General features: G+C 52.0%; 13 protein-coding genes. 5 read left to right on the forward strand and 8 right to left on the reverse strand.

Features of this window, described 5'->3' with window-relative positions:
• Positions 1 to 150 precede the first annotated feature (150 nt).
• From mphR(A) to HEN33_RS09305, 4 genes are all read right to left on the reverse strand, one after another.
• Entirely contained in the window at positions 151 to 735 is a 585-nt protein-coding gene (gene mphR(A), locus HEN33_RS09290; RefSeq protein WP_001137892.1) for a macrolide-binding transcriptional repressor MphR(A), read from the reverse strand.
• A complete protein-coding gene (gene mrx(A), locus HEN33_RS09295) occupies positions 735 to 1973 on the reverse strand; it encodes a macrolide resistance MFS transporter Mrx(A) (protein WP_000004159.1) in 1239 nt (412 codons plus the stop codon). Before mrx(A) ends, mphR(A) begins: the two co-directional genes overlap by 1 nt.
• The gene (locus tag HEN33_RS09300; RefSeq protein ID WP_000219391.1) at positions 1970 to 2875 is read right to left on the reverse strand and encodes an Mph(A) family macrolide 2'-phosphotransferase; all 906 of its coding nucleotides are present in this window, start codon (positions 2873 to 2875) and stop codon (positions 1970 to 1972) included. The genes mrx(A) and HEN33_RS09300 overlap by 4 nt, the downstream gene beginning before the upstream one ends.
• Before the next feature lie 121 nt (positions 2876 to 2996).
• Entirely contained in the window at positions 2997 to 3701 is a 705-nt protein-coding gene (locus tag HEN33_RS09305; RefSeq protein WP_001067855.1) for an IS6-like element IS26 family transposase, read from the reverse strand.
• A gap of 585 nt (positions 3702 to 4286) precedes the next feature.
• Here HEN33_RS09305 and HEN33_RS09310 point away from each other — a divergent pair.
• Entirely contained in the window at positions 4287 to 4631 is a 345-nt protein-coding gene (locus tag HEN33_RS09310) for a hypothetical protein (protein WP_000793307.1), read from the forward strand.
• 175 nt (positions 4632 to 4806) lie between these two features.
• Here HEN33_RS09310 and HEN33_RS09315 read toward each other — a convergent pair whose 3' ends face one another.
• Positions 4807 to 5808, reverse strand: coding sequence for a DUF4238 domain-containing protein (locus HEN33_RS09315; protein WP_000774874.1), 1002 nt, complete (start codon positions 5806 to 5808; stop codon positions 4807 to 4809).
• Positions 5809 to 6159: 351 nt separating this feature from the next.
• Here HEN33_RS09315 and HEN33_RS09320 point away from each other — a divergent pair, with 351 nt between their 5' ends.
• Complete coding sequence (locus tag HEN33_RS09320; RefSeq protein ID WP_000343103.1) at positions 6160 to 6414, forward strand: hypothetical protein; 255 nt, start codon at positions 6160 to 6162, stop codon at positions 6412 to 6414.
• Positions 6414 to 7004 carry a hypothetical protein gene (locus HEN33_RS09325; RefSeq protein WP_000194550.1) on the forward strand — a complete coding sequence of 197 codons (591 nt, stop codon included), beginning with the start codon at positions 6414 to 6416 and terminating at the stop codon, positions 7002 to 7004. The genes HEN33_RS09320 and HEN33_RS09325 overlap by 1 nt, the downstream gene beginning before the upstream one ends.
• 17 nt (positions 7005 to 7021) lie before the next feature.
• On the opposite strand, the gene HEN33_RS09330 is transcribed toward HEN33_RS09325, so the two are convergent.
• On the reverse strand, positions 7022 to 7369 hold the full coding sequence (locus HEN33_RS09330) for a DUF6404 family protein (protein ID WP_000142436.1): 348 nt from the start codon (positions 7367 to 7369) through the stop codon (positions 7022 to 7024).
• 118 nt (positions 7370 to 7487) lie between these two features.
• Here HEN33_RS09330 and HEN33_RS09335 point away from each other — a divergent pair, with 118 nt between their 5' ends.
• Positions 7488 to 7835: a colicin 1B immunity protein gene (locus HEN33_RS09335; RefSeq protein WP_000762570.1), complete on the forward strand. Its 348-nt coding sequence runs from the start codon at positions 7488 to 7490 to the stop codon at positions 7833 to 7835.
• Positions 7836 to 7852: 17 nt separating this feature from the next.
• On the opposite strand, the gene HEN33_RS09340 is transcribed toward HEN33_RS09335, so the two are convergent.
• Entirely contained in the window at positions 7853 to 9733 is a 1881-nt protein-coding gene (locus tag HEN33_RS09340) for a colicin Ia central receptor-binding domain-containing protein (RefSeq protein ID WP_001283341.1), read from the reverse strand.
• 278 nt (positions 9734 to 10011) lie between these two features.
• Positions 10012 to 11358, reverse strand: coding sequence for a protein YagA (gene yagA / locus HEN33_RS09345; RefSeq protein WP_001132032.1), 1347 nt, complete (start codon positions 11356 to 11358; stop codon positions 10012 to 10014).
• Between the two features lie 353 nt (positions 11359 to 11711).
• Here yagA and HEN33_RS09350 point away from each other — a divergent pair, with 353 nt between their 5' ends.
• Positions 11712 to 12314: a ProQ/FINO family protein gene (locus tag HEN33_RS09350; protein ID WP_000517695.1), complete on the forward strand. Its 603-nt coding sequence runs from the start codon at positions 11712 to 11714 to the stop codon at positions 12312 to 12314.
• The last annotated feature ends 5 nt before the right edge of the window (positions 12315 to 12319 follow it).

Raw genomic sequence — 12319 nt, forward strand, 5'->3', positions numbered from 1 at the left:
CCCGGTGCTCTGACGCAAGTATCGGGATGGTCACCATTTGTAAGCCGTAGACCTGAGTGGTGATCAAGACTTCGATACCACCGACCGTACCGGTACTAATCGACGACGGTCGTGTTCGTCGCCTGCCGCAGGGACTCTGCACACCTCCGTTTACGCATGTGCCTGGAGGAGTTGGAAATCGTCGTGTTCGGGAAACATTAAACACAGGATGGCAGCGATCTGAGCCAGCACATGATCAGCTAGCTCACCATCCGGATCGACGGCCCACTGCATCGTCGCGCCAGCGATGACCGAGTGCAGGAGCAACTCAGCTGCCGCAGGAGCACCTGGGGGCAGTCGCTTGCGGATCCCCTCCACCACCGCGCGGTTCCGCTGGATCGCAAGCGTGCGTAGCTCCGGCACCTGGAGCTCGTACCAGGAGATGAGATAGTTCACCGAGAAGTCGTTGCGAGTGTTCATGCTCCGAACGAGCACCTGCAAAAATTCCCAGAGCCCTTGCGGCCCTGCGCCTATCGGTATCGCATTCAGGTAATGCCGCACCTGCTCGACGCCGCGCTCCATCATCCTCACCAGCAGCGTATCGCGGTTGGTGAAGCGCTGGATTAACGCTGCGCGGGAGAGCCCCACCTCCTTTGCTACTCCGCTGAGCGTGAACTCTATGGGACCGCAACGCTTCAGCACTACGGTGGCGGCCTCGAGTACCTCGTCATCGGACTTGAGCTTGGGGCGGGGCATCAGTGTTCACCTTCTGTATGGGTTGGGGCGGAGGCTGTGGCTGCCGCCGCCATTGTAGCAAATTGAAGACGGAGCGAGAGTAGAGCCACGAGCCCCGCAAACACGGCCGATACAACGAGGCCAGGGAGCGGACCAGCAAGGTCGACAAACGCGCCGGCCGCAAGCATAACCATGGGCGAGGCTGACAGCATCACCGCCGAGACCGTGCCGAGTACCCGGCCGAGAAGTTCTGGCGGCGTGCGGTTGTAGATGGCAGCGTTGAGAATGGGAGAGACTGAGCCGGTCAGCAGTCCCACGAGCGCGCCCAACAACATCAGCACCGGCACGCCTGGCAACTGTGAAAGCAGAAGCGAGCCCACCGCAGAGCCACAAAATGCCACCGCCAGCCAGTTCTGCGCTGATATCCGGGCGCCGACCGACGCATGAATGGCAATGCCAAGGAGACCACCAGCCCCCATCATTGAGGAGAACAGCCCGAGCTCTGCTACTTGGCGTCCTGCATCTACAAACAGCGCAGGCATGATGACGCTGCCGTTGGCGCCAACGATGCCCACGAAGATCATCACTATACCAAAGAGAGGGCGCAGCAGGGGTTCGCTCCAGAGAAAAGCGACGCCGGCGCGCATGGAGAGAGTCGCCGTCGTGGTCATCGTCCGAGCGGCACGCGCGGGAAGCACCCACGCGCCGAGCAGACCTGCAAGGACGGAGCAGAACGCCGTCAGCCCGAGCGTTGGCGCAGCGCCAAGCAGGCCGATTGCGGCCCCCCCAAGGGCCGGGCCACCTAGAATCGCGACGTTCCCGATCACCGCTTTCAGTGACGAGACGCGCTCAACGGAGAGCCCGGCGACGTGGCCGAGTTTGGGCAGCTCACTGTCCTGCGCGGCCATACCGGGTGCGTCGAACGCGGCACCGAGCACCACGCAAGCGATCAGCCCAGTGTTCGAGAGGGCGCCAACGGCATCGAGCAGTGGGATGCTCGCCATGGCCACGCCGCCCACCACACCCGAGATCAATGCGACGGGCGCGCGCCCGAACCGATCGACGAGGCCACCACCAACCCACGCGCCGATGATGGTCGCGATGACGCTGCTAGCGGCCGTGGCGCCCGCCCAGGCCGCGCTCTTTGTATGAGACAGGACGAACCATGGAAGCGCGAGGGCCGCCACCGCGTTGCCGATCCGGAAGAGAAAGGTCGCCGCGAACAGCGTCGCGAGCGGGCTATATCGACGTTCGCTCATTCCGCTGCGGCGAGCTGCGCCTTCGCCGCAGCGAGGTACTCTTCGTTACCCGAGTCGAGGGCGAAGAGTGCGTAGGTGACCGCCCCGAACGCAAGGCGCTCCGCGATGTGGTGGGCGAGCCGCGGCCACACCCGGCCACCGGCCGCTTCATACGTGAGGAGGAGCTTCGCGAGCCCCTCTTCACCAAAGACCATAAGGTGCGCGGCCATGTCGATGGCAGGGTCATCAACGCGGGCCTCGCTCCAGTCGATCATCCCGCTGACGCGCTCCGTGTTGTCGATGAGCACATGGCCCACGTAGAGATCGCCATGCACCACCACGGAGAAATCTGGCCACGACGAATCGTCGTCGAGCCAGCGCTGCCACCGGTGGAGGCGCTTGTCGTTCACCACGAACTCGCGTCGGACGCGGTCAACGTCGTCGGCCACCTTCTGACGGGCCTGCGTCGGTGTACGGATGAGCATCCCCGCATCCACGGCGGCGGAAATGGGGACGGCATGCAGGGCGGCGAGCGCGGTCGCGAAGCTCTCCGCGAAGACCTCCGAGTCCTGCGGCACGACCCAGTCGGGCGTGGACGAACCAGGCTGGATGACCATCGCAGTCGAGTCTTCGAGCATGGGATAGGCAACGAGCTCGGCGTTGGCCACGCGCCAGTCCGGCACCGCGAACGGCAGGCGATTCTTGAGCATTGCCAGCACCCGCGCCTCTGGTTCGACCTTCGCGCTTACCTCGGCTCGGCGCGGGATGCGCAGCACCCACCGACGTCCATCGTCGACGGTGGCGATCACGATCCTATAGTCGAGCCCAAGCTCATTGACAGTCAGCGGGCCATGGAGCTTGAGCCCATGTCGGGCTGCAAGTGCGTACAGTTGGGAGGTATCGGCGGTCGTGACTACGGTCATGATTCACTCCTGAGGGCTTGACGGGTTTAGCCACCTAAATGTAACAGTCACGTCGGTTATATTCAATCCGGCACTGTTGCAAAGTTAGCGATGAGGCAGCCTTTTGTCTTATTCAAAGGCCTTACATTTCAAAAACTCTGCTTACCAGGCGCATTTCGCCCAGGGGATCACCATAATAAAATGCTGAGGCCTGGCCTTTGCGTAGTGCACGCATCACCTCAATACCTTTGATGGTGGCGTAAGCCGTCTTCATGGATTTAAATCCCAGCGTGGCGCCGATTATCCGTTTCAGTTTGCCATGATCGCATTCAATCACGTTGTTCCGGTACTTAATCTGTCGGTGTTCAACGTCAGACGGGCACCGGCCTTCGCGTTTGAGCAGAGCAAGCGCGCGACCATAGGCGGGCGCTTTATCCGTGTTGATGAATCGCGGGATCTGCCACTTCTTCACGTTGTTGAGGATTTTACCCAGAAACCGGTATGCAGCTTTGCTGTTACGACGGGAGGAGAGATAAAAATCGACAGTGCGGCCCCGGCTGTCGACGGCCCGGTACAGATACGCCCAGCGGCCATTGACCTTCACGTAGGTTTCATCCATGTGCCACGGGCAAAGATCGGAAGGGTTACGCCAGTACCAGCGCAGCCGTTTTTCCATTTCAGGCGCATAACGCTGAACCCAGCGGTAAATCGTGGAGTGATCGACATTCACTCCGCGTTCAGCCAGCATCTCCTGCAGCTCACGGTAACTGATGCCGTATTTGCAGTACCAGCGTACGGCCCACAGAATGATGTCACGCTGAAAATGCCGGCCTTTGAATGGGTTCATGTGCAGCTCCATCAGCAAAAGGGGATGATAAGTTTATCACCACCGACTATTTGCAACAGTGCCCATCTCTTCGTCTCGGTACTCTGAGGGGGCAGGGGGCAAAAAAAGTAAAAATGTATTCGCCAGGTTGCCCGGAGGTGAAGGAAAATAGACATACAGCAGAACGACGGATAGCACTTTTTGCTAAATGGACATCAGTATTACTATGCTATAGTTGCTTTAATGGATAAGTGCGCCTTGACAAAGGCGGTGATTTCTGTTAACATTACTCTCATAGTATTGTTCCGTCCCGCTCCACCCCAACAAGATCCGTTTATTTCCCGCCAGACTGGTTATCACCATTCCGGCCCGGATTTTTTTGGATTTTTTTCCGGGGAGCCCCCGGAACGAGCTTAAAATCGGTATGACAAACAGGAGGATGCGAATGAACACATCATAACAGAGCTGAAAGATAAAACATTCTGTACGGCATTAACAGCGTTCACGTGTGTGAGGCGCCGGGTGCCTTTTGACTTAAAAACGAGGTTATTGAGATGACCAAAATCAAGACAGTTACTTTTGTAAATACTTACCCGGGAGGGTTCTATGAAAAACTTGTTAGACACCGAGGGAACGGTTCTATTCCCATTCCAGACTGAAATCCATTTTATTTGGACGATTTTCTCCACCGTTAAACGCCTGGTTATCGGAACCAGGGACCATATTTGCCAGAAGCAATACTGGAGCGCCTGTCTCTGTATTTTGCTTCTTATGGCCTATGTGGGTCTCTGTGCTGCGGTGGTCTGGTTTGTAGTGCCCTGGCTGAAGGCCTTTATAGTGTCGAAATTTGCGGTTTCGGCACTATGGGTCACGCCAGTAAAGCGCGGACTACTCTGGGGTATCGGTAAAGTGGTTACCGCCACTTGCCGAAGATTTACTCTGCTAAAGTAAGTAGCCGCAACGCTACACGAACTGATGGTGAATGTCAACAGATACTCACCATCTCCTTACGGCGGTGGTCCCTGTGACCACTGCCGCTTTCGCGTGGGTGCAACACGGCAAAACTCCTCTGTACAACAGGGGCTCCCGCCGTCATTTTCCGGCACAGGTGAGGCCGGAATTCGGACTAAAACGTAAACCGCGGGCCAGTCCGGTAGCGTTCACTATCGGCCAGCATTCTCTCAACCAGAGAGAAATCCTTTTCACCGCAGAACACGTACTGCTCCGCGAACTCCACCTGCAGGGAATTGTAATGCGTGACATGCTCCGGGGTAAGCGGCATAAGAAGATAGTCCGTATACCTCCGGATATGTTCCAGTCTTTCAAAAGGCCGAATGTGACGGGGGATAAGATGCGGCGCCCTGGCGAGCAGATGTTGAAGATGCTGCTTTTGACGAACCATCTGTTCACGGATGGAGGGGCAATACATGGCCAGCATCAGCGTCGATGACAGGGGGAGGTAAATCTGTATCCCGCGAACGGCCAGACCAAGATTACCGTACGGACCGAAGTCATTGCTGTTCTTAAGCACTACGGGATTGTCTGATACGTAAAACGGACGTTCTGGCCTGGTTTCCAGAAGGTACCAGTCCTTTTTCAGCAGGAGATCAATATGTGACACCTGCTGGACGAGCTGCCGCAGAAAAATATCCTTGGTATCGCCCCCGGACGACAGGCCCAGGGTTTCCATGGCCTGCTCTTTAGTCGAGCCGATGGCCTCCATCTTATCGGTAAGCACCGAAATCATGCCTGAGATACGCTCCAGTTCACCGAAGGTTCGTGCGCGCTGCACGGCAACAAACACGGCCAGCCTGTAGCGTTCATCATCTGTCAGCCTGCGAATATCCCTGTGCGCCAGCAGGGCTGCAATTACCGGTGCCGCGTGGTGCTCGTAAATCCCCAGCAGTGGTTCAAGACTCAGACGGTCCGGGTGATTATCGAGGTTGTAGAACGTGTTGCGGACGGTCGCGTCATCCGGCGTGGTGGCATAGGCGCGCCCGGCAGCCTTGTCAAAGGCGTATAAGCGCTGCCGCTTACCCTTTCCCGGCGTACTGAAATGCTTCAGTAAAAAACGGGGAACCGTATGCTGCCTGACCACATCGGTCTGCAGATTGAATGGATCGGCCATAACTTTATCTCCCTGAAAAGCCACGCAAGCGCATCGGTGCATCTGTATTGACGGCATGGGCAGCTGGTTTGCAGCTTAGCATTAGAAAACAGAACCGTTCGATAATACCTGTGTTTAACGCCCTGTCAGTACCGATGGAATTTAAATCTCCGGAACCGCCGGAAACCGGATCTGCACGACGGGAAACGGGCAACTGATATGATAATTTAGCAATACACATAAAATCATATCAGATATGATTTTCATCATTATAAATGAAACAATATCTGATATTATCAGAAACTAAGAATACATAAATCATACATGACATGATTTTTACCTGTCAGAACATTATCAGATGGAGCGTGCAGGATGGATGAAGAAAGGGTGTTTTCACTCAGCTATGAGCAACTAACCCGAATAGCGGAAAAAAATATCCGTGAATGTGGGCTGGACAACCAGAGCGCCAGGTGTATTAGTGAATTGAAGGCCTCAGCTCTGCTGTGGTTGTGGTATGAACTGGCCATTCATGGTGCGCCACAGAACAATCACGCACAGGCCCGGGAACGCATCGATACCGATTATCAGCGCCTCAAAAAACTCATCTGGTCGGAGGGTGACAGTTAATGACTCAGAGCCGCCGACCGTCGCCACTGCAGCGGAGAGTGCTGATTGTGCTGGCTGCCCTTGATGAAAAACGGCCGGGACCCGTGCTGACGCGGGACATAGAACGGGTGCTGGAGCGAAGCGGGGAAGCCCCGGTCTACGGGCCAAACCTGCGCGCCTCCTGCCGTCGTCTGGAGGATGCCGGCTGGCTGCGTACCCTGCGCGCCCCGAATCTGCAGCTGGCTGTCGAGCTGACGGACGCCGGCCGGGCCGTGGCACAGCCTCTGCTGCTGGCAGAACAGGACCGCCTCCGGGCAGAACAGCGTGCGGCAGAAGTCGTCGTACTGCCGCTGGTCCCGGCAGCAGGTCTGCCCGCAGACGGCACTTCTGCCACTGATCTGGCGGTAGAGCTGAACGGCATAACGTATCAGGCCTGCCGTGGGGATTTTGTGGTGCGTCTCGACGGCAGCACCTGTCTGCAGTTATGGAATAAAGAAGGCAGGGTGGTATGCCTGGAGGGCGATCCGCTGGAAGTGGCGCAGTGGCTGCAGGCCTGTCATGACGCAGGAATAGAGGTTCGCGTACAGATAAATGAAAGTAGCGTCCCGTAAAAACATGCCTGCATGGTTTACACGTCATCCCATGGTGGCAGCCGGTTAACTTTCCTGCGCCACCAGTGGAAAGAGGCCGTGAGCAGTCCGAACAAAAAACCACCCGTGATACTTATAATAATGGCCTCACCTGCCACCATTCCTGACGGCCCCCAGTAGATAAACCACATTGCACATCCCCAGGAAGTGCCCCATAAGCCCCCCGTCAGCACCGCGACCTGCCAGAACGGCATAAAGGGTAATGGCGGAAGCCGGATACCCAGCCGCCAGAGAATACGCAGAAGAGGAGGGGCATAATTGCTCCGCCACATCTTTTTGCTGTCCATCAGGGCAATGGCCCGGGCTTTTTTCTGCTCAAAGGTCACAGGAGCACCTCCGTTCCATGATGTAAACGTGACACAGCTTATTGTTATTGATTATTATTATCATGCTGTGATTATGTTATCACGCACCGGTACACGATAACAATAAAGGAGAAACCAGATGAAACTGGATATATCTGTAAAGTATTTACTGAAAAGCCTGATACCAATCCTCATTATTCTTACAGTTTTTTATCTGGGATGGAAAGATAACCAGGAAAATGCAAGAATGTTTTATGCGTTCATCGGATGCATTATCAGTGCCATTACTTTTCCTTTTTCAATGAGGATAATACAGAAAATGGTAATAAGGTTTACAGGGAAAGAATTCTGGCAAAAAGACTTCTTTACAAATCCAGTTGGCGGAAGCTTAACTGCAATATTTGAATTATTCTGTTTCGTTATATCAGTTCCTGTGGTTGCCATTTACTTAATTTTTATACTCTGCAAAGCCCTTTCAGGAAAATGAAAGGGCATCATTATGTGTCAGATACCAATAAGTTTATTGACCTGCTCAATAAACTTATCATTAACAAGCGCACTCACAGCCGCCATAATAATTGCAAAACCCAGAATACCTACAGGGGTTCCCAGCATGACGGAAAACGCCCATGCTGTAACTGCTGAAGCAGCTCTTCCTGCTGCCAGTGATTCAAGTTTTACAAAAAATGGACGCCAGTTGTCCGTTTTTACAGCCTTTTGTAACTCCACAGCAACATCATAACGATCAATAACTTTTCCGGTAAAACCAAATGCCTTACTGAACAGCTTAAAATTCTCCGCCATATGGACCTGATTAATAGCTTCCAGGGCTTTAGAAATGGCCATGCGATCTTGTATGTTATATTTCTTGTTCAGATTATTACGGAATTTATCAAAAGCGTTCAGTGCATCATCCACACTCTTAATCTGTTTCCCTTGAGATACAGAAGCCAGCTCCTTAGCAAGTTCGGATGCTTGTTTACCGAACTCATCATATATCGTTCTGTAGAAATCAGAGGTGAGTTTTATGGCATCCTTTACCATATTTATTTCATCCCTTTTTCTTTTCTCTTCAGCTATTTTCTGATTGATGTCAGCAAGCTGGCTACGGATATTCTCTTTTTCCTTCAACAGGGCATTAAGAGCGTCATTTGCATGCTTTTGTTCATTTGTTCTGGCACTGACGTTATTTCTCGCCGAATTTATCGCAGATTCAGCAGAGGTGATTTTATTTCTGGCATCAAGCAATCGTTGCCGTAACTTATCCCATTCAGCAACTTCAGCATTATAAATTTTCTTGTCACCTTCCACATCCTCTGTCACCACCGGATTCCGGTCATTCAGAATATTGCGTTTATAGTCCAGACCGGAATGGGTCAGAAGATAATTCAGGTTTGCACGGTTATCGATGACCGCGCTGGTTGTGATTTTTATCGTACCGGCAAACCTCGGATCACCACTCACAACAATAGAATGATTTGTTGATGAACGCCCCGGGAATTTTTCAGGGGAAACTATCGTTTTGCCGTCAGGCGTGTTTTTCTGTTGCGTCAGCTGTTGTTCAGCTCTGGTTAATGCATTACGGGCCGTCTTAAGCGATTCCGTCACCGAACTGAGTTTATTCCGGGCCTCTGAAATGGCCCTGTCATTCCGTGTCTGCTGCCCGAGCAGACGGGCCTGTTGTGCATCAAGAACGGCAAGGGCTGCCCCGCCATTTTTTTCCAGCTCTGACAACCGCGTGTCCAGAATACCTTTTCTGCGCTCGTATTCAGCAAGCATATCAGCGGCCTTCTTGTCTGCGTTCTGCGCATCCTTCTGCCGTTTTTCAGCCTGTTCGATTAACGACCTGGCCTCGCGGGGAGATATACGAAGAGAATCAGCATCAGCAAACAGCATCCGGCTCTCTGTATGCAGCCGGAGGGCATCATATCCGGCGATTTCAGTACGGAATCCGTATTCTCTCAGCTCTGCCTGCAGGAGTCTGAACTCCTGTCGTGTAATATCAGCGGCATCTGCGTTTCCGGCACGGAGTGTTTTCAGTGTGTTTTCATCTTTTTCCCTTGCAGCAATTGCCGCAGAAAGGCGTTTTCCAGCTTCAGTACGCTTATTCTCATTCTCTTTCTGCTGCGCGCTGAGCGTGTTTTTGTACGCTGTGATTTCCTTGTCCCTTTTTTCGATATCACTTCGGGTTGGGGAATCATCGACCCACTCGTTTCCACCCCAGATGGTTTTGTTCCCGAAGGAACTCCATGCAGGCGGGGTACCATGAAAGACATCGACACGTGGAGGGTTTACATAAATATCAACGGCCATAATTTCATGGCCATCTGAATCATATCCCAGCGATTCTGCACCGGGATTTGTAATACGTACAGGGTCAGACATTCGGTATCTCCTTCATCCTCTGAGGAAAACAAATGAATTAACTGCTTACGTATATGGATACATATACAGTACTAATTTATTAAGGAGAAAATGGCATGTCAAGATTTAATGATAGTAATTATCATTAACATGAAGTGGTGTTATACCGTTCAGAAAGCCTGCTGACACTGTGGCAGCATCACAGTCTGGGTATTCTCTGGTGCAATACAAAAACCGGACTTTCCCGTAACAACAGACAATGTTACGGGAAAAGTTACAGAACTGAGCCACAAAATATCTCAGTACCTGAGATGCATAAAAACACCGTACATATGTTTCTTAAAAGGGGGATGATCGTTATCCAGCCATTTCGGTGGATCGGTATGCAGAACACCAATCTGCTTCATGCCGGTATGCTGCCTGGATTTTCTCGCGCAGTAATCACTGTCTTCATATCCCATCGTTTCGATGACCACTCTGGCCGTCTTTCCGTCAGGAGCCCTTGCTGTGACAATGAAATCCGGCAGTACATATTTCTTTTCACCATTAACATAAACTTCTGTATCAAACAGGGGCCTTTCCAGACTTAATTCCGGCGTACCTGGCTTTCTTTTAAGCCAGCTGGCCACATTCAGAAGAGCAGTGAGCGTGTTTCGTTCCAGTTTGCTGTCCACAGGCACCGGACATGTCAGTTGATAAAGAGCATGAGCATACCCTTCACTGCAGATGATTCTGCCATCGGCACTCCGGCAAAAAGCAAGAATAACCCAGTAAGGGGGACGTATTCCGCCCTGCGCTTCACCATTAATACTGATCCCCCGCACAGGTCTGATGACCTGAATATTACCGTTCGCCCAGTGAATTTCCACAGCATCACGACAGATGTGCTGCGCCATAAAAATCTGAAAGAACATATGCTTTCTTCTGGCAGGCCAGTGTCGTTCTGAATTCTCCAGCGTTTCCATTAACCGCTCCTGAGACCTTTCAGACATTCCTGGCCGGAAATGGATAATTTCAGATAAGGCTCTTCCCCGAATATACTCCTGCTGTAGTGTAACCTGCCGTATGGCATCAAGACACTCACGATAATTAGTCCGGATACGGGGATTAGCCAGGGAATCCAGTTTATTCAGCCCTGCATCTTCAATAAGCGACAGGAGTAAACGGCCAAGGCGCGGACGTTTCTTGCGAACGGAGGAGCGCTCACCATTATGGTAAGCAGAGCGGGCCTGCAGTCTGATAACAGAATTACTGTCATCAGGTGGTAAAAAGTTTCTGTAATTTATACGGGTGCTAACGGGATGCCGGCTTGCTCCGAAGGATGTTTCCTCTTCATTTCCGGATAACTGACGATACATGGGGCATTCAGGTGCATGCTCATGATTAAAACTGGACAGATAAAGAGTACCCGTATTGTTTTTAAGAGCAGCAAAATTCATGGCCGGCGAATCTCCCGGAATACAGTCACACTGTAACCATGCATCATACTCACGCATTTCCCGGAGAAGATCATTGGCCAGGTTATGTTGTGCCATGGTTGCTGGCCTTTTCAGTCCACAGACCGTCTTTACTGCAGTCTCTTCCTCACTGCTAAGCTCCCGAATCACTTTGCCCCGGGGATTCTTCTTTACAAGTATCATTGGCATAATGAAAGCACTCCTTATGTACATGCTTAAACAGTAAGTAAAATATACAAAGAACCCCCCATGAAACAAAGGCAGAGATGAACTGTGCGCCCCGATATCTTCTTCTGATATCCTTTCAAATGAATTGTTTTTATTTATATCATGACAACATTAAAGTGAGAGAATATATCAACCATGTTTCTGTCAGGGTTCAGTAGAATATCAATTCGACTGTCACGCCATAACTGTAACTACCTCGAGTATAAATATTCAGAGAATGGACTTATTAGCCATGAAAAATCACCTGATGGGAAATTTACTAATTTATGGATTGTGATATTATTAAAGAGTAAAACCAGCCAGCCGAGGTATTTATGGGAAAAAATCAGGAAGAAAGGAAAACTCCCGTCATTGTGGTGAAAAAACGTCGTACTTTTTCGCCACCGTCCTTATCCGAAAAAACAGATATTATCGCACCTGTATTTACTGAACAGACGGCAGAATCAGCCCCCGCCGGAATAAATTCATCTGCCGTCGAAACACATATCCCCGAAGCGCCAGCCAGGAAGAAGAAAAAGAAAAGACACCGTTTTCCACGTCCCTCCCACTGGACCCGTGAGTATACTCACGAGTGCGTGGAAAAAATAAAGGCCCTGTTTCCTCATCTTCGTGCTGAAGGTGGTGGATTTATTCCCCTGAAAATTGGCATAAGCAATGATATTTCGGCATTTCTGGCAGAACACCCGGAGACAGAACTGACCATGGACGAATGGCTCTGTGCAGTGTCCTGCATCACATCCCGCCGCGTATATCTGCAGCGGACAGCTGTCGCCGGCGTCCCACGTTATGGCCTGGATGGTCACCCCAAAGGGCAGGTCTCAGACTCTGAAGCACAGAGTGCCGGTCGCAGACTGGCGACATTAGAACAAAAGTGGCTCAGGACGCAGGCACAGCAGGAGAATATTTCTGGGCAATAAACACT

The sequence above is a fragment of the Escherichia sp. 94.0001 genome, assembly GCF_013369155.2.
Taxonomy (GTDB): domain Bacteria; phylum Pseudomonadota; class Gammaproteobacteria; order Enterobacterales; family Enterobacteriaceae; genus Escherichia; species Escherichia coli_F.

Excerpts from the sequence above, each read along its gene's own strand:
- HEN33_RS09320 (WP_000343103.1), top strand. The coding sequence starts at position 6,160 with ATGGATGAAGAAAGGGTGTTTTCACTCAGCTATGAGCAACTAACCCGA.
- yagA (WP_001132032.1), bottom strand. The coding sequence starts at position 11,358 with ATGCCAATGATACTTGTAAAGAAGAATCCCCGGGGCAAAGTGATTCGG.
- HEN33_RS09315 (WP_000774874.1), bottom strand. The coding sequence starts at position 5,808 with ATGGCCGATCCATTCAATCTGCAGACCGATGTGGTCAGGCAGCATACG.
- HEN33_RS09340 (WP_001283341.1), bottom strand. The coding sequence starts at position 9,733 with ATGTCTGACCCTGTACGTATTACAAATCCCGGTGCAGAATCGCTGGGA.
- HEN33_RS09310 (WP_000793307.1), top strand. The coding sequence starts at position 4,287 with ATGAAAAACTTGTTAGACACCGAGGGAACGGTTCTATTCCCATTCCAG.
- HEN33_RS09335 (WP_000762570.1), top strand. The coding sequence starts at position 7,488 with ATGAAACTGGATATATCTGTAAAGTATTTACTGAAAAGCCTGATACCA.
- HEN33_RS09325 (WP_000194550.1), top strand. The coding sequence starts at position 6,414 with ATGACTCAGAGCCGCCGACCGTCGCCACTGCAGCGGAGAGTGCTGATT.
- HEN33_RS09305 (WP_001067855.1), bottom strand. The coding sequence starts at position 3,701 with ATGAACCCATTCAAAGGCCGGCATTTTCAGCGTGACATCATTCTGTGG.
- HEN33_RS09300 (WP_000219391.1), bottom strand. The coding sequence starts at position 2,875 with ATGACCGTAGTCACGACCGCCGATACCTCCCAACTGTACGCACTTGCA.
- HEN33_RS09350 (WP_000517695.1), top strand. The coding sequence starts at position 11,712 with ATGGGAAAAAATCAGGAAGAAAGGAAAACTCCCGTCATTGTGGTGAAA.